This is a genomic window from Bartonella sp. ML69XJBT (genome assembly GCF_028618515.1).
Taxonomy (GTDB): Bacteria; Pseudomonadota; Alphaproteobacteria; order Rhizobiales; family Rhizobiaceae; genus Bartonella.
Genome location: NZ_JAQITB010000005.1, coordinates 15,364 through 30,815 on the forward strand (window position 1 = coordinate 15,364; position 15,452 = coordinate 30,815).

Here is a 15,452-nt window from a genome sequence, read left to right on the forward strand (position 1 = left end):
GCATTATTTTTTGTCCCAGAATTAAACAGATTTGTTTGTGATTGTTGAAGTTTAGAAAAACCGCCTATCTGTTTTTAAGAGCAAAGAAAAGAGTGTAGTAACATATATGCAAAAATTTTTCTTCCACTGCACGAAAGGAGAGCATAAATGGGATTTTTTAATTTTATAAAAACAGTTGGAGAGAAGCTTGGTATTGGGGATCATGAGCCAGAAGAAAAGGATTTTAAGGCAGCATTTAATAATTTTCAACTTGATACAGAAAAAGTAAAGATTAAGGTTGAAAACGGTAAAGCTATTTTGAGTGGTGAGGTTCCAGATAGAGAAACACTTGAAAAAGCAGTTTTGGTTGTCGGTAATTCGCAAGGGATTTCTTCTGTTGATATTGATCAATTAAAGATTACAGACAGTAAGTCTGTGAAAGTTTCTCGCTTTTATGAGGTTAAATCTGGTGATACACTTTGGAAAATTGCTGAAGAAGTTTATGGAAAAGGACAAGGGAATAAAAACACCTTTATTTTTGAAGCGAATAAGCCGATGCTAAAATCTCCCGATAAAATTTATCCTGGACAGGTTTTGCGCATTCCTGAAATTAATCTTAACTGATGAAAGAGAAAATAAATTTCTATTTTTACAGTATGTTTTATGGCACTAAACCAAATAAGGAGCATGGTTTTTCCGTGCTCCTTATTTGGTTTAAATAATGATGAAAAATTTAATGATGAGGGACTGATTTGGCAGGTGATTTTCCTCCCATAGCGTTTACAGAGAAATCAACATCAATTGTTCCTGCTTTCTCAAACGTCAATTTTGCGCTGATTTTGTCACCTCGTTTGAATGGTTGAGAAAGCCCCATGAACATAATATGATCACCACCAGGCTTAAGGGTGATTTCGCCATTGCCTGGAATTTCAATGCCATAGTGCATTTTTTCCATTTTCATAATATCGTTCACAACTGCCATGGAGTGGATTTCCGTTGTCTGTACTCCTTTTGTTGAAACAGACACCAAACGATCTGGGGTATTGCCGTGATTAATGATGTAGAGATAACCGCTACCAACTTTTATGCCTCTAGCGGTTTCTCGCGTCCAAGGATGAAGGATTTCTATATCTCCAATTTTATATTGTTGAGCGGTTGCGGGATAGGCTATACAAGCAAAAAGAAAAAACCATACGATATTTGTAACAACTTTTTTGAATGGATGTTGTCTGTAAGTTGTATATTGAGATACGAGCCTCTTTGTTTTCTCGATGATAAGTTTTATCATTAATTCACCCTCCTTTGTTTGATTCACTTTTGAATGCTCCTTTTTATTATTTAGCAGAGTTTTTATTTAAAATAAAAGAAAGAATTGCCAGAGTTATAGGAACAAGGATAGGTTGCATAGATCTCTAGAGTTTTAACAGTATACTTAAAAGCAAAAGGGTATTTTTGAATTCTATGGCTCGATTTAATATACAGATTAAAGAGAAAATGAAGTCGATCATATTTACAGTGGAGCTTTTCAAGAGCAATGAACAATAAGGCGCTTAGAAATGGAACGATTAAGAAAAGATTGATAGAGATATTTTTACAAAGAGATTATTTAGAAAGATGCGGTTTAACGCTACAGCTTTAGTGATGGAAAGAACATCGTATTTATTGATTGTATCAAGATATGATCATCATTATAGAGGTGTGCCTTAAAAAGGATTGTGCTATTTGTGGTATAATCATTGAGTTTTTAAGTGATGTGGCAAAATATTCTGACCAAAAGATCATTTCATTGAGAGGGATCAAAAAAATATGCAATGATTATTTGTTATTTTTCCAATTTTTATAGGTTAATATGTTAATGAACATTGTCAAAAAGGGTTGCTATAATATTCGCATTATCAGTATAGAGAGTGTTTGCGGGTAAGTAGAATAGCTAGTTTTAGAAGAAAAATTTTATTTTAAGAATGTTTCTCTCATGACTCTCTTGTAGCGATAAGAGCCTGTTCTTATATACGAGGCAGAAAGGCTTGTTGCGACTTACAATTTATTGTTTGTATAACTTGAAGTGAAGTACAGGCTTTGAGTGTTATGAGGAGCTGTCTTAGAAAATGCTTAATGAAGATTGAGGTAGCTTGCTGAAATGGAGATTATAATATGGCAAAAGTAATTGGTATTGATTTGGGGACAACAAACTCTTGTGTTGCTGTCATGGATGGTAAAAACGCAAAGGTTATTGAAAATTCAGAAGGAGCACGCACAACGCCTTCGGTTGTTGCTTTTACGGATGGGGGAGAACGGCTTGTTGGACAACCCGCTAAACGGCAAGCGGTAACAAACCCTGAAGGAACAGTTTTTGCGGTTAAACGCTTGATTGGTCGCCGTTTTGATGACCCCATGGTTGAAAAAGATAAAGCGCTTGTGCCTTATAAAATTGTTAAAGGTGATAATGGTGATGCGTGGGTTGAAGAAGCAGGTAAGAAATATTCTCCTTCCCAAATTTCAGCAATGATTTTGCAAAAGATGAAAGAAACGGCAGAATCTTATCTTGGTGAGAAAGTTGAGCAAGCGGTTATAACTGTTCCTGCTTATTTCAATGATGCTCAACGCCAAGCTACCAAAGATGCAGGGAAGATTGCTGGATTAGAGGTTTTACGGATTATCAATGAGCCTACAGCTGCTGCTTTAGCCTATGGTTTAGATAAAAAAGACGGAAAAACCATTGCTGTTTACGATCTTGGTGGTGGTACATTTGATATTTCTGTGCTTGAAATTGGGGATGGCGTTTTTGAAGTTAAGTCGACCAATGGCGATACTTTTTTAGGCGGTGAAGATTTTGACATGCGCTTAGTCGGTTATTTTGCTGATGAATTCAAGAAAGAACAAGGGATTGATCTGAAAAATGATAAGCTAGCATTGCAACGTTTAAAAGAAGCGGCAGAAAAAGCAAAAATTGAACTTTCTTCTTCACAACAAACCGAAATCAATTTGCCGTTTATTACAGCCGATCAATCTGGTCCCAAGCATTTAACAATGAAATTGACTCGGGCAAAATTTGAATCTCTCGTTGATGATTTGGTTCAGCGCACTATCGAGCCTTGTAAAGCTGCATTGAAAGATGCCGGGCTAAAAGCTGGTGAGATTGACGAAGTTGTTTTAGTGGGTGGTATGACACGTATGCCCAAGATTCAAGAAGTTGTGCAAAGCTTCTTTGGCAAAGATCCACACAAAGGCGTTAATCCTGATGAAGTTGTTGCAATGGGTGCAGCCATTCAAGGTGGTGTATTACAAGGCGATGTAAAGGATGTATTGCTGCTGGATGTAACACCTTTATCTTTGGGTATTGAAACGTTGGGTGGAGTCTTTACACGTCTCATTGAACGCAATACCACTATTCCAACAAAGAAATCGCAAGTTTTTTCAACTGCTGATGATAATCAGAGTGCTGTGACTATTCGTGTGTTCCAAGGTGAACGCGAAATGGCTAATGATAACAAGTTGTTGGCTCAGTTTGATCTTGTTGGTATTCCACCAGCACCGCGTGGTATGCCTCAGATCGAGGTTACTTTTGATATTGATGCGAATGGTATTGTCAATGTTTCGGCGAAAGATAAAGGAACGGGTAAAGAGCATCAAATTCGTATTCAAGCATCAGGTGGTTTAAGTGATACTGACATTGAAAAAATGGTAAAGGATGCAGAAGAGCATGCCGCTGAGGATAAGAAGCGCCGTGAAGGTGTGGAAGCAAGAAATCAGGCGGAAGCTCTTATCCATTCAACGGAGAAGTCGCTGAAAGAGTACGGTGATAAGGTCTCTTCAGAAGATAAAGAACAAATTGAAACAGCAATATCTGATTTAAAGTCTGCACTTGATGGCACCGATACTGAAGAAGTGACAACAAAAATGCAGAAATTAGCAGAAGTCAGTATGAAACTTGGACAGGCAATGTATGAAGCTTCACAAGCAGCAGCCGCTAACACTGAAACAGATACAAAGGATGATGATGTTGTTGATGCTGATTTTGAAGAAGTTAATGATAAAAAGAAATAGTGCCAGCAAATGTGTTGATCAATAAAGAAACCCGGCCTTTGAAATATAAGGCTGGGCTTTGTTATTTGAGATAAGTTGCAACTTTTTTGCTAAAAATATAAATTGAAAGCAAATCTTATCCATAAAGATGGATGAAAAAATTATCAGGAATACATGATGAAGGTTGATTATTATGAAATTCTTGGCGTGACTCGCGAATGTGATGATAAAAAGTTGAAATCTGCTTTTCGTAAGTTGGCAATGCAATATCATCCTGATCGCAACGCAGGAGACAAAGAGGCAGAGCGGAAATTCAAGGAAATTGGCGAAGCTTATGAAGTCCTCAAAGACCCTCAAAAGCGTGCTGCTTATGATCGCTTTGGTCATGCAGCTTTTGAAAATGGTGGACGCGAAGGAGCAAATCCCTTTAGTGGTTTTGCTGCTGGTGGCGGATTTGCTGACATTTTCGAAGACTTTTTTGGCGAAATTATGGGGGGAATGCAGCGTAAGCGTGGTGATGGACGCGAGCGTGGTGCGGACTTGAGTTATAATATGGAAGTGACCTTGGAAGAGGCATTTTCGGGAAAAACTGTGCAAATTCATATTCCAAGTTCCGTTACTTGTGATACTTGTGAGGGATCGGGTGCGAAAAAGGGCTCTAAGCCACAAGTTTGTGGAACCTGTCATGGAGCTGGTCGTGTACGTGCTGCACAAGGTTTCTTTTCGATTGAACGGCCATGTCCTGCATGTCATGGGCGTGGTGAAACCATAACAGATCCATGTCCAAAATGTCAGGGAACGAGACGAGTGGAAAAACAGCGTTCATTGAGCGTGAATATTCCAGCTGGTATTGAAGATGGTACGCGTATTCGTCTTTCTGGAGAAGGAGATGCTGGTATTCGTGGTGGTCCCAGCGGTGATCTTTATATTTTTCTTTCTGTTAAACCGCATGAGTTTTTTCAGCGAGAAGGGGCAGATATTCATTGTCGTGTTCCAATTTCGATGGTGACAGCTGCTTTAGGAGGTGAATTTGAGGTTTCTGACCTTGATGGTGTCAAAGCACGTGTGAAGGTTCCAGAAGGTACTCAAAATGGACGACAATTCCGCCTTAAAGGAAAAGGTATGCCCATGTTGCGCCGTCAGCAAGAAAGGGGTGATCTTTATATTCATATCACTATTGAAACACCGCAGAAGCTAACTCAAGAACAACGCGAATTATTGCAAAAATTTGAAAAGCTTTCAAATCATGAGAATTCACCGCAATCACACGGTTTTTTTTCACGTATGAAAGAATTTTTTGAAAATATCTCGAAACAAAATTAATAAATATGCAGCAAAATTCATGATGGGAAAAGTATGCTTGCAAGATTGTTGTCATGCATTTTCTATTGCATCATAATCTTTGAAAAGATTGCTCTTTTTTCTGTCATGAAGTTATTTAAAGAGAAAAGAGGGGGATGTTTTAGGCTATAGTTTTATGGCTATCTGTAGATGTCTTAAATTATGGAGTATCACGAAGAGAAGAAACAATTGAATGATTTTACGGTTTTTTATCAGAGGGGGGTCGTATATTCTATTAAAAAGGACAAAGCATGACAGAGCTACAGTTTTTTTGATGTGCTGTTGTCAAGCCAGTCCTATCATTCATTTATCCGCTTCTATTATCGCGACTATTTTTTCAAGGGTTCATAAAAAACATTTTTAGTTCTTTTAAAACGGTTTTATTCAATTACTGATATTATCTAGTTCTGCCGTAAAATACTGTTGTTTATGATAGTGATATAAGGTATGGGAAACTTTGCGCATGAAGTCTTTTTAGAGAACGTGTGAGTATTCAGAGCTAGACTTGTTCGTAGAGTCTATGCATTGAACTATAGCAATAGTCAGCAGTAGGAATCCACCGAGAGGGTTCGGGTTGTTTACAAACCGGCAGTGGTAGGGATCTTTGTCTTTTCGGACACGGAGGAGATCAGTTGTCATCTGTAAGCTAACGATTTTATTCATTCATCATAAAAAGGAGGTGGAAATAAAGAAAATATTTCCCTATTCAGAGCTCTCATTTAAAAGAATAATTATGAATTATTATTATAAATCAATGTATTATAGTTATCTGTAGTATGAGAGAGGGAGACGGTTCAGTTCATATTTTCTGATATTCAATTATGGAAAAGAAGACAAATTTTGAGGTTAAAATTTTAACTTATTTGAAGGTGGACATATGTGCGACTGAGGCATTTTCTATATTGGTGATATGGTGATTCATGATATCGTGATTTTTATTTTCATCTTATAAAATCAATGGTTGTATATATCTGTATTCATTGTTAAAGATCCGTAAGTTAACATCCGTAAGTTAAGTGTACGGTGTGGCTTCAAAGTTCTTCTAAATTCTGCTTTCATTTATATACAAGGTCATAAAGACAATGATATTTTGTACATCTGTTTTGTTTTATTTTTAGATATCAATTCTTTTAAAGGGCAACCTTTATTGCGTCTTTTGATTACTTTTGTGTGATGTAAACAATGGGCGTTTTTTAAGGGGGGGGGTGGATAGAGTAAACTTGTTTTAAATTTTTTTCACTTTTTCTACATTCTGCTTAAGAAAGGGTAAAAAGTGATGAGGAGGCTCTTTTGATGGATGAAGTTGAAAATGATATTGAAGATGTTTTTGCAACACAAGCAGCATTTTTATCATCTGCTTTACCTTATATGCAAAAGTATGAAAATGAAACAGTCGTTGTAAAATATGGCGGTCATGCTATGGGCGATCCTGATTTGGGGCGGGCATTTGCACGTGATATTGCTTTGTTGAAGCAATCAGGAATCAATCCTGTTGTTGTTCATGGTGGAGGACCGCAAATTGCTGAAATTTTGATGAAAATGGGGATTGAATCACGTTTTGAAAACGGGTTGCGCGTAACTGATGAGCGGATTGTTGAAGTCGTTGAAATGGTTTTGGCGGGTTCCATAAACAAAGAAATTGTTGCTCTTATCAACGCCGAGGGGGAATGGGCAATAGGGTTGTGTGGGAAGGATGGCAATATGGTTTTTGCTGAAAAGGCTTATAAAACTGTTATTGATCCCGATTCACATATTGAACGTGTTTTAGATTTGGGTTTTGTTGGAGAACCGGTTGAAGTTGACCGCACATTGTTAGATCTTTTAGCATGTTCTGAAATGATACCAGTTCTTGCGCCTGTGGCTCCAGGACGCGATGGAAAGACCTATAATATTAATGCTGATATTTTTGCTGGAGCTATTGCTGGTGCATTAGAGGCCAAACGTCTTTTATTTTTAACAGATGTCCCTGGTGTTTTAGACAAAAAAGGTAAACTTTTAAAGGAATTAACGATTTCTGAAGCGGAAATCCTCATTAAAAATGGAACGATTTCAGGTGGTATGATCCCAAAAGTAGAGACGTGTATAAAAGCCCTCCAAAATGGTGTGGAAGGTGTTGTCATTTTAAATGGCAAAACCTCGCATTCTGTCTTGCTAGAATTGTTTACCGAACAGGGAGTTGGAACACTCATTGTTTCCTAAGCTAGAGAGAAGAATTGGAAAAGAAAACCTTTCATGATGAATATAAAACAGTTGAAACATTCTTTATTAAGCAAACCAGAATTCACATTATTTGCTGCGACAATATTGTGGGGTATTACATTTTTAGTCGTTCACATTGCGGTACGCTATAGCGGTCCTCTGTTCTTTGTTGGATTTCGTTTTATTGTTGCATCACTTATATGCGGGGCAATTTTTTGGCGCTCTATGAAAGGTGTAACTGTTTATGAAATTTTTGCTGGGATGGCTATTGGTGTAGGAATGTTTTTAGGTTACGCTTTACAAGCAGCGGGGCTTCAAACCATTATTAGTAGTCAGTCAGCTTTTATCACAGCACTTTATGTTCCGACAGTTCCAATATTGCAATGGATTGTTTTTAGAAAACCACCTCGTTTAGCTTCTTGGCTTGGTATTATTTTCGCCTTTATTGGTCTTGTCTTTATTTCTGGACAAAAGCCAGGACAGTTTGATTTTTCGAAAGGCGAAGTTTTGACTTTGTTAGGCGCTTTAGCAATTGCTGGAGAAGTGATCCTCATCAGCATTTTTGCTAACAGGGTTGATAGTCGACGTGTAACGATTATACAGCTATTTTTTAGTGGTGTTTTTTCATTTTTTTGTATGCCTTTGGTGGGTGAAAGCATACCTGAATTTTCATGGGTATGGTTGAATATCGGAATAGGTTTGGCATTGATGAGTGCGATCATTCAATTGGCGATGAATTGGGCACAAAAATCTATTTCGCCCACACGTGCAACACTCATTTACGCAGGCGAACCTGTATGGGCTGGTATCGTTGGGCGTTTAGCTGGTGAGCTTTTGTCCCCTTTAGCTTTATTGGGGGGAGGGTTTATTTTGATTGGGATTGTTGTGGCTGAACTACAACCTTCACAATGGCGTAAAAAAACGAAAATGACTGAAAAATTTGATTAATTGTGCATTTTTGTCATGCTATTTCCATCTAAAAAGATTTCATAGTTTTTATTTTCAAGTCGATATATTTCTTTATAAGAATAATCTATTTCTTCCTATGTTGAAGAAGAAAGAGGAAAATAGTAAAATTGTCTCATTTAAATCCTATTATTAAATCACTCAAAATCATTTATTTACATGCTACAAGTGAGGTTAGTGGTATGGATAAGAAGCGTTTTTAAAAGCGTAAAAATGTTTCTTATATGAACGCTCTCAAATGAAAGTGTTATTGTAATATTGAAGACTGGCAATAGATGATGGCGCCTTCAGAAGTATAAAAATGGTTTTGTTCAATGCATTTGATATTATACTATTCATGGTTGTTTTCATAAAATGGGTATGATGAGCATTAAGAAAAGTTTCTTTAAAACAGGATATGAATGTGCAAGACAATGGCATTCTATTTTGCGGCGTTTTGTGCTTTATGAGGGGTATGATCCGATCAAGAGAAAGAAGAATAAAATTTTTTAAAGAGTAGACGTTTTTCAAAAGACATGGTGCAAGAGAGAGCTTATTTCTAAAGTTTTAGCAGTTGCGAAGATCATCTGCTTCGATATAAGGTTGTTTTGTGTAAGGTTGTTTTGTGTAAGGTTGATAAAGAAATAGGCTAGCATGTACAAAGAGAAAACAATACTCTTTGCAAATTTTATCGCAAGTCTAAAGCTATAGAAGAATTTCTAACAATATACAGCATATGAGCGGTAAAAGGGCAATGAATATAAACAAGTTAACAGCATTTGGGTGTTTTGAATCATTTGTATAGAGTTTAGCAAACAAAATCCTCATTTTTTATGTTATGAAGGGCTATGTTTTTAAAGAGTCTTTTCATTTATATTTTTTGCAAGGTTTTCGCAGAGACATAATTGGTCTTTGCCTTTTGTGCCATTCTTTGCTAAATCGCCCCTATGACAGTAGATCGTAATTATATTCGTAATTTTTCCATCGTGGCACACATTGACCATGGAAAGTCAACTTTGGCTGATCGTTTGATTCAAATGACAGGAGGGCTTGAGAGCCGCGAGATGAAAGAGCAAGTGCTCGATTCTATGGATATTGAACGCGAACGTGGGATTACCATTAAAGCACAAACAGTACGTTTACACTATAAAGCGCACAGTGGTGAAACTTATATTTTAAACCTTATTGATACACCTGGTCATGTGGATTTTGCTTATGAAGTTTCACGGTCTCTTGCCGCTTGTGAAGGTTCGCTGTTGGTGGTAGATGCGAGCCAAGGTGTAGAGGCGCAGACGTTGGCAAATGTTTATCAAGCTATTGATAATTCTCATGAATTGGTTGTGGTACTTAATAAGGTTGATCTTCCGGCGGCAGAACCTGAACGTATAAAAGAACAAATTGAAGATGTGATAGGCATCGATACCTCTGAAGCCGTGGAAATATCAGCAAAAACAGGTTTAGGTGTCCCTGATGTTTTAGAAGCAATTGTTACACAATTGCCCCCTCCACATACGGGTGATGTTGACAAGCCTTTAAAAGCAATGTTGGTTGATAGCTGGTATGATGCATATCTTGGTGTTATCGTTTTGGTACGCGTTATTGATGGTGTGTTGAAAAAAGGTCAAACCATTCGCATGATGGGGACTGGGGCAAAATATCCAGTGGAACGGGTTGGGTTTTTTACTCCCAAAATGATTCAGGCCGATGAATTAGGTCCAGGAGAGATTGGTTTTATAACGGCCTCCATCAAAGAAGTTGCAGATACACGGGTTGGTGATACCATTACGGAAGAGCGCCGCCCTTGTGAAGAGGCATTACCTGGTTTTAAACCAGCCCAACCGGTTGTTTTTTGTGGACTTTTTCCCATTGATGCCGCTGATTTTGATGATTTACGCGCAGCCATGGGCAAATTACGCTTAAATGATGCAAGTTTTTCTTTTGAAGTTGAAACATCAGCGGCTTTGGGATTTGGTTTTCGTTGTGGTTTTTTAGGCCTTCTTCACCTTGAAATTATTCAAGAGCGGTTAGAGCGAGAATTTAATTTAGATTTAATTGCGACAGCGCCTTCGGTTGTTTATCGTATGAATATGAATGATGGTTCTGTCAAAGAACTCCATAATCCAGCAGATATGCCAGATATTATTAAAATTTCTTCTATTGAAGAACCATGGATTCGCGCGACAATAATGACTCCTGATAATTATCTTGGATCCGTTTTAGAGCTTTGCCAAGAACGGCGTGGAATACAAGTTAGTTTGTCCTATGTCGGGACGCGTGCCATGGTGACATATGATTTGCCACTCAATGAAGTTGTTTTTGATTTTTATGATCGTTTAAAATCAATCTCAAAAGGTTATGCTTCCTTCGATTATCAGATGACAGATTATACAGAGGGCGATTTGGTTAAAATGTCTATTTTGGTGAATGGAGAATCGATAGATGCATTATCGATGCTTGTGCACCGCACTATTGCAGAAAAGCGTGGGCGTTCACTGTGCGAAAAATTGAAGGATCTTATTCCTCAGCATATGTTTCAGATTCCGATTCAAGCAGCAATTGGTGGTAAAATCATTGCGCGCGAAACAATTCGTGCTTTACGCAAAGATGTAACAGCGAAATGTTATGGGGGTGATGTTACGCGTAAGCGCAAGCTGTTAGAAAAGCAAAAAGAAGGCAAAAAGCGAATGCGCCAATTTGGAAAAGTAGAAATTCCACAATCGGCTTTTATTCAAGCGCTCAAAATGAATAAATAATGAAATAAGGGAGTATTCTCCCTTATTGATTGCTTTGATTTTGTTGATTGGCTACAGTTCTTTACGGAATTCTTAAAGAGTACACTTTAGTCACGCAAAAGATCATTAATGGATGTTTTCTCTCGTGTTTTTTGATCAACGCGTTTCACTATAACAGCACAATAAAGGCTTGGACCTGCTTCACCATTTGGCAGTGGTTTAGCGGGGAGAGAACCTGGAACAACAACAGAATAGGGAGGGACTTCGCCTATAAAAATTTCGCCTGTTGTACGGTCAATAATTTTTGTGGATTTCCCAATAAAGACTCCCATCCCTAAAACAGAACCTTCACGAATAATGCAACCTTCAACAATTTCAGATCGCGCGCCGATAAAACAATGATCTTCAATAATCGTTGGGTTTGCTTGCAGTGGTTCTAAGACACCTCCGATTCCAACACCACCAGAAAGATGAACATGTTTGCCAATTTGTGCGCAAGAACCAACGGTAGTCCATGTATCAACCATTGTGCCTTCATCAACAAAAGCCCCAAGATTGACAAAGGATGGCATGAGTATAACGTTTGGTGCAATATAGGCAGAATGGCGGACAATTGCTCCAGGAACGGAGCGGAAACCGGCTTTTTGAAAGTCAGCTTCTTGCCAACCAGAAAATTTCGAAGGGACTTTATCCCACCAATATGATTCATTGACGCCACCAGAAAGGATGCGCATAGGATTGAGGCGAAAAGACAAAAGAACAGCTTTTTTCAACCATTGATGAACATGCCATTGTCCATCTTTTTGGCGTTGTGCAACACGGATTTCTCCTTTATCAAGGAGGTTTAGTGCATGTTCGACGCTCTCACGAATTTCCCCCTTTGTGGTAGTATTGATAGAATTGCGGTCGTCAAATGCTTTTTCAATAATCATTTCCAGTTGTGTGAGATGAGTCATGGCTAGAGTTCCGTTAAACAAGTTGAAAGTTTCAATATTTATGACTCTATGGACTACGTGAAGAAATCTGTGCAGTCAATAAAACGATGAGGAAGAGAAATAGGATAGATGCATGAAAAAAGGCTATAAAGAAAAACGAGGAGAAGAACAAAACCATTGGACACCACTGCTTCATGCGAAGGATGCCCTACAACAGGTAAAAAAAGTTTCTGATTCAGCACAAATGCGTTCGCCTACTTATCGTTTGGCTTATATCGATCAAGAATTTATGATGCGTCCAGAATTACGCTCACAACGTATTGGTCTTGAGTTTTTAAAGCCAGAAATAACGCTTCAAGAATGTGATATCCAATCAACAGTTGTTTTATTTGGTGGTGCGCGTATTCCTGAATCTGGGCAAGCAGCGTGGGCAGCAAAAAATGACACGCAAAAGAAAAATTTGCATGCTATGTCCCATTATTATGATGAGGCAAGGGAGTTTGCGCGTTTGTGCTCACGCTATTCTGCTACCACTCAATATCGTGAATTTGTGGTTGTCACAGGGGGAGGACCAGGGATAATGGAAGCAGGAAATCGTGGCGCCTTTGATGTTGGTGCACCAACGGTTGGTTTAAATGTTGTTTTACCCCATGAGCAGGCGCCTAATTCTTACATAACTCCACATTTATGTTTTAATTTTCATTATTTAGGGATGCGCAAAATGCATTTTCTCATGCGGGCAAAGGCATTAGCGATTTTTCCTGGAGGATTTGGTACTCTAGATGAGCTGTTTGAGACATTAACGTTAATACAGACAGGACGGATGAAACAGGTTCCAATTTTATTGTTTGGCAAAGAATTTTGGCACAATGTGATCAATTTTGGTTATTTATCAGAACAAGGCACAATTTCTCCCTCCGATGTTGATTTGGTAAAATTTGTTAATACTGCAGCAGAAGCTTTTGAAGAAATTTGTTGCTTTTATAAGCTTCCTTAATTGCTTTTGAAGAATTAATTTTGATGGGACAGTTAATATTCCACTTTAGTCAAATAAAGCCCTGAAGGCGGTGCAACAACACCACACCGTGTGCGATCTTTAGCATGGAGAGCTGCTTCAAGATCTTGTGCTCTCCAGCGTCCAACACCAACTTCCATCAAGCTTCCTGCAAAGGAACGGATTTGATGATGCAGAAAAGAGCGTGCTTGTGCATAGAGGAAGATTTCTTCTCCTTCTCTTTTCACATCAAGGCGTTCAAGGGTGCGAATAGGGCTTTTAGCTTGGCAATGTACTGAACGAAAGGTCGTAAAATCATGCTTTCCTACAAGTTTTTGGGCAGCTTCATGCATAGCTTCAGCATTAAGGGGTTTTGGTATCCACCATACGCGTTTAGCGTTTAGGGCTGGTGGAGAACGGCGATTGAGAATTTTAAAAAGATAATAACGTTTGATTGCGGAAAATCGTGCATCAAAATCATGAGAGACATTTTCGACATTTAAGATTGAAATATTTTCTCGTTGTTTTTGCAAATGCGCATTCAGAGCATCGCGTATAGTGTGCGTCTGCCAGTTTTTTTCAAAATCAACATGCGCAACTTGCCCCATAGCGTGTACACCAGCATCCGTTCGACCCGCTGTTGTGATGGTCAATTGTTGTCCACAAAAGAGAAAAATGGCTTGTTCAAGAGCTCCTTGTATGGTGTGCAGATCTGCTTGACGTTGCCAGCCAGCATAATTTGAACCATCATATTCAAGGGTGAGTTTAAAACGTGGCATATCAAGAAACAGCAGAAATATGAGCGCCTCGCAAAAATGTTGCGCACTCAAGGACTTTACCACCAGATCTTTGCAGATAGGTTACTTCAAGGCGTCCTTTTCCACAATGGATAATTAAAGAATCTGGTTCTATTCGACCGATTTCAAGAGAAGGACCCGTTGTTACACGACTTCCAAGAATTTTTACACGTTCTTCTCGTCCACCGATATTCATGTTACACCAGCAACCAGGAGAGGGAGAGAGTGCACGAATATGTCTATGAATATGTTCTGCGGGCATTGTCCAATCAATGCGAGTTTCTTCCTTGTCAATTTTGGCGGCATAGGTGATGCCTTCTTCTAATTGTGGGGTAAGTTGAAGCTGTCCTTTTTCCAGAGTTGATAGAGCTTCTATCATAAGTTCTGCGCCGATATGTGAAAGCTTGTTTGCGAGTTCATCGGTCGTTATGTGATCAGTGATAGGGACGGAGCGCGATAAAGCGATAGGCCCTGTATCAAGTCCTTCATCCATTTTCATAATCATCATCCCCGTTTCCTTATCACCAGCCATAATGGCACGCTGAATAGGTGCAGCACCACGCCAACGTGGTAAGAGTGAAGCATGGGCATTAAAACAACCAAAACGCGGTGTTTCAAGAATGGCTTTAGGTAAGAGAAGCCCATAGGCAACAACAACCGCAGCATCAACCGCAAGTGCTGCAAATTGCCTCTGCTGTTCGGTTGTTTTGAGTGTTTGAGGGGTGAATACGGGAATAGATTTTTCTTCTGCAGCATTTTGCACAGGTGATGGGATCAATTTAAGACCACGACGCCCTGCTGGGCGAGGAGGTTGACTGTAAACAGCGACAATATCATGGCCTGCATCTAACAAAGCCTGTAAAATAGGAACAGCAAAATGCGGTGTTCCCATAAAACTTAATCGTAATGCCATTACAATACTGCATCCTGTGTATTGTTTTCTTTTGCACGTTTTTTAAATTTTCGTATCACCATATCACGTTTGATTTTTGAAATGTGATCAATAAAGAGGCGACCATTTAAATGATCAATTTCATGCTGTAAGCAAGTTGCCAAGAGATCATCTGCTTCCATTTCTGTTTGTTTTCCTTCACGATTCTGATAACGAACACGAAGGCGTTTAGGACGTTCAACCTCTGCAAAATATTCCGGAATAGAAAGACACCCCTCTTTGTGAACATTACGTTCTTCTGAAAGCCATAAGATTTCTGGATTGATAATAACCTGTGGATTTCTCTGTTCATCATTTTGCGAGACATCTATGACCAACATGCGCAGTGGTATACCAATTTGAATAGCAGCAAGACCAACGCCTTGAGCATGATACATAGTTTCCAGCATATCATCAGCAAGCTTTTGGAGAGCTTCATCAATATGCTCGACAGGTTTAGATACTTTCCGTAAAATCGGATCAGGTAAAATAACTAAAGGTCTCATTGGCATGGATCACAGATTAATCAATCCATTGTTGTGGGTCAATATTGAATAACGGATTCTCGCGCTTTTT

General features: G+C 38.7%; 12 protein-coding genes. 7 read left to right on the top strand and 5 right to left on the bottom strand.

Annotated features, from left to right (window positions below; genetic code table 11):
- Positions 1–147: 147 nt before the first annotated feature.
- The gene (lysM, locus tag PVV68_RS02725) at positions 148–603 is read left to right on the top strand and encodes a peptidoglycan-binding protein LysM (RefSeq protein WP_273782645.1); all 456 of its coding nucleotides are present in this window, start codon (positions 148–150) and stop codon (positions 601–603) included.
- Positions 604–712: 109 nt separating this feature from the next.
- On the opposite strand, the gene PVV68_RS02730 is transcribed toward lysM, so the two are convergent.
- Complete coding sequence (locus tag PVV68_RS02730; protein ID WP_273720305.1) at positions 713–1,267, bottom strand: copper chaperone PCu(A)C; 555 nt, start codon at positions 1,265–1,267, stop codon at positions 713–715.
- 863 nt (positions 1,268–2,130) lie between these two features.
- On the opposite strand from PVV68_RS02730, the gene dnaK reads away from it, so the two are divergent.
- The 5 genes from dnaK (at position 2,131) to lepA (ending at position 11,240) form a co-directional block, all read left to right on the top strand.
- The gene (dnaK, locus tag PVV68_RS02735; protein WP_273720267.1) at positions 2,131–4,023 is read left to right on the top strand and encodes a molecular chaperone DnaK; all 1,893 of its coding nucleotides are present in this window, start codon (positions 2,131–2,133) and stop codon (positions 4,021–4,023) included.
- 156 nt (positions 4,024–4,179) lie between these two features.
- Positions 4,180–5,325, top strand: coding sequence for a molecular chaperone DnaJ (gene dnaJ / locus PVV68_RS02740; RefSeq protein WP_273720304.1), 1,146 nt, complete (start codon positions 4,180–4,182; stop codon positions 5,323–5,325).
- A gap of 1,311 nt (positions 5,326–6,636) precedes the next feature.
- Entirely contained in the window at positions 6,637–7,542 is a 906-nt protein-coding gene (gene argB, locus PVV68_RS02745; protein ID WP_273720263.1) for an acetylglutamate kinase, read from the top strand.
- Positions 7,543–7,575: 33 nt separating this feature from the next.
- On the top strand, positions 7,576–8,490 hold the full coding sequence (locus PVV68_RS02750) for a DMT family transporter (RefSeq protein ID WP_273720262.1): 915 nt from the start codon (positions 7,576–7,578) through the stop codon (positions 8,488–8,490).
- Positions 8,491–9,434: 944 nt separating this feature from the next.
- Positions 9,435–11,240 (top strand): translation elongation factor 4, encoded by a 1,806-nt coding sequence (gene lepA / locus PVV68_RS02755; RefSeq protein ID WP_273720260.1) that lies wholly within the window; start codon positions 9,435–9,437, stop codon positions 11,238–11,240.
- 86 nt (positions 11,241–11,326) lie between these two features.
- On the opposite strand, the gene dapD is transcribed toward lepA, so the two are convergent.
- A complete protein-coding gene (dapD, locus tag PVV68_RS02760) occupies positions 11,327–12,175 on the bottom strand; it encodes a 2,3,4,5-tetrahydropyridine-2,6-dicarboxylate N-succinyltransferase (protein ID WP_273720257.1) in 849 nt (282 codons plus the stop codon).
- 112 nt (positions 12,176–12,287) lie between these two features.
- Here dapD and PVV68_RS02765 point away from each other — a divergent pair, with 112 nt between their 5' ends.
- The gene (locus PVV68_RS02765) at positions 12,288–13,151 is read left to right on the top strand and encodes an LOG family protein (RefSeq protein WP_273782646.1); all 864 of its coding nucleotides are present in this window, start codon (positions 12,288–12,290) and stop codon (positions 13,149–13,151) included.
- Positions 13,152–13,183: 32 nt separating this feature from the next.
- On the opposite strand, the gene truA is transcribed toward PVV68_RS02765, so the two are convergent.
- The 3 genes from truA to def are packed head-to-tail and all read right to left on the bottom strand — an operon-like array spanning position 13,184 to position 15,388.
- Positions 13,184–13,927 carry a tRNA pseudouridine(38-40) synthase TruA gene (gene truA / locus PVV68_RS02770; RefSeq protein WP_273720254.1) on the bottom strand — a complete coding sequence of 248 codons (744 nt, stop codon included), beginning with the start codon at positions 13,925–13,927 and terminating at the stop codon, positions 13,184–13,186.
- Position 13,928: 1 nt separating this feature from the next.
- The gene (gene fmt, locus PVV68_RS02775; RefSeq protein WP_273782647.1) at positions 13,929–14,858 is read right to left on the bottom strand and encodes a methionyl-tRNA formyltransferase; all 930 of its coding nucleotides are present in this window, start codon (positions 14,856–14,858) and stop codon (positions 13,929–13,931) included.
- Positions 14,858–15,388, bottom strand: coding sequence for a peptide deformylase (gene def, locus PVV68_RS02780; protein WP_273720250.1), 531 nt, complete (start codon positions 15,386–15,388; stop codon positions 14,858–14,860). Before def ends, fmt begins: the two co-directional genes overlap by 1 nt.
- Positions 15,389–15,452 lie beyond the last annotated feature (64 nt).

What these genes read in the sequence shown, in the direction of transcription:
- truA (WP_273720254.1), bottom strand. Translation starts at nt 13,927, where the DNA reads ATGCCACGTTTTAAACTCACCCTTGAATATGATGGTTCAAATTATGCT.
- dnaK (WP_273720267.1), top strand. Translation starts at nt 2,131, where the DNA reads ATGGCAAAAGTAATTGGTATTGATTTGGGGACAACAAACTCTTGTGTT.
- dnaJ (WP_273720304.1), top strand. Translation starts at nt 4,180, where the DNA reads ATGAAGGTTGATTATTATGAAATTCTTGGCGTGACTCGCGAATGTGAT.
- dapD (WP_273720257.1), bottom strand. Translation starts at nt 12,175, where the DNA reads ATGACTCATCTCACACAACTGGAAATGATTATTGAAAAAGCATTTGAC.
- lepA (WP_273720260.1), top strand. Translation starts at nt 9,435, where the DNA reads ATGACAGTAGATCGTAATTATATTCGTAATTTTTCCATCGTGGCACAC.
- PVV68_RS02765 (WP_273782646.1), top strand. Translation starts at nt 12,288, where the DNA reads ATGAAAAAAGGCTATAAAGAAAAACGAGGAGAAGAACAAAACCATTGG.
- def (WP_273720250.1), bottom strand. Translation starts at nt 15,388, where the DNA reads ATGCCAATGAGACCTTTAGTTATTTTACCTGATCCGATTTTACGGAAA.
- PVV68_RS02730 (WP_273720305.1), bottom strand. Translation starts at nt 1,267, where the DNA reads ATGATAAAACTTATCATCGAGAAAACAAAGAGGCTCGTATCTCAATAT.
- fmt (WP_273782647.1), bottom strand. Translation starts at nt 14,858, where the DNA reads ATGGCATTACGATTAAGTTTTATGGGAACACCGCATTTTGCTGTTCCT.
- argB (WP_273720263.1), top strand. Translation starts at nt 6,637, where the DNA reads ATGGATGAAGTTGAAAATGATATTGAAGATGTTTTTGCAACACAAGCA.
- PVV68_RS02750 (WP_273720262.1), top strand. Translation starts at nt 7,576, where the DNA reads ATGATGAATATAAAACAGTTGAAACATTCTTTATTAAGCAAACCAGAA.
- lysM (WP_273782645.1), top strand. Translation starts at nt 148, where the DNA reads ATGGGATTTTTTAATTTTATAAAAACAGTTGGAGAGAAGCTTGGTATT.